The sequence below is a fragment of the Paracoccus sp. S-4012 genome, from assembly GCF_009674885.1.
GTDB lineage: Bacteria > Pseudomonadota > Alphaproteobacteria > Rhodobacterales > Rhodobacteraceae > Paracoccus.
Genome location: NZ_WKKA01000044.1, coordinates 1 through 1,414 on the forward strand (window position 1 = coordinate 1; position 1,414 = coordinate 1,414).

The window sequence follows — 1,414 nt, forward strand, 5'->3', positions numbered from 1 at the left end:
ATCGGCGAGGTCGGCTTCAGCGGCAATGCTGGTGAGCTGCGATATGATCGCGTTGGTATGGTCACCAACATTTCCGGAGATGTGGATGGGGATGGCCGCGCAGACTTTTCCATCAGTCTAATCGGGAATCTTACACTCCATGCCAACGATTTCCTGCTCTGACGAAAGCAAGCACAGAGTTGCAGCGATACAAACGTCGGCCACGAACAGAGATGCAGCCTGCGATTTTCCCAGTGGCAAGCGACCATAGAACGCGACGTCGCACACAAGCGACACTGGTCACCTCTCTCTAGGGCTGCAGTAATTAACTTGATGTTGTTTAGGTGCCTCTCCTCAACCGCGTGACGGAGAAGCCTGCAGCTCTCGAGACCGCAGGGCGCTAACACCATATACTTTAAGATGAAGAAGCAGGGATGGTAAATGAGCATTATTGGCAATGGCAATGGGTTCACAATCTGGAGCTCGGCAGGAGAGGATATCGTAGAAGGCACCGTGGCTTCAGGAAGTGACGGAGCCGGACGGACGATCACATTTGTCATTCAGCAATACCCCGTTCAATATCGAACTGTCTACGTGCAAGTGGTGCCAATAACCGGGCAGACAGGGGATTTCTGGGACAGTTTCTGGTCGAACAGAGTGGGCGGGGAGCCGGCAGATCAATTCGCCCTCTCGAGTTTCGTGGGCGTCGAGCCAAATGGATACTTTAGCGTCACCCTAAACGCGGATGCCATACAAGAAGACGACGAAATCTTCGAGATACGCGTCTACGAAAACAACCTGGATGCTGCAAGGGGGTATGCTCCACTTTCAACTGGCCGGTTCACGGTTGTTGATGATGATATTTTTGGAACGGCGGGCGCAGATCATTTGCAGGGACGTGATCATGCCGAAAGTATGTATGGTGGGGCGGGGGCAGATCGTCTCGACGGAGCCGGCGGAGCAGACACTCTTAACGGCGGTCTCGGTGCCGATACGCTGAACGGTGGCGCCGGCGACGACATCTATATCGTTGACAACGTCGGAGACCAGGTCAACGAAGGACACAATGGGGGAACCGACCTGGTGCGTACCTCCATTTCCTATGCACTGACCGCCAATGTCGAGAACCTGACTCTGACTGGAACGGGCAACATCAACGGCACCGGGAATGGGCTGGCGAACCGGATCAACGGCAACGCCGGAAACAACCTGCTGGACGGCGGTCTCGGTGCCGACACGCTGAACGGTGGCGCCGGTGATGATATCTATATCGTCGACAACGTCGGAGACCAGGTCAACGAAGGACGCAATGGGGGAACCGACTTGGTGCGTGCCTCCGTTTCCTATGCACTGACCGCCAATGTCGAGAACCTGACTCTGACGGGAACGGGCAACATCAACGGGACCGGGAACGATCTGGCAAACCGGATCAACG

At 55.4% G+C, this 1,414-nt stretch carries 1 protein-coding gene; it reads left to right on the forward strand.

The genetic code is table 11. The features are described 5' to 3' along the window. Window positions 1–420: 420 nt before the first annotated feature. A partial coding sequence (locus GI374_RS18710) for a calcium-binding protein (protein WP_304611180.1) occupies window positions 421–1,414 on the forward strand: 994 nt, incomplete at its 3' end.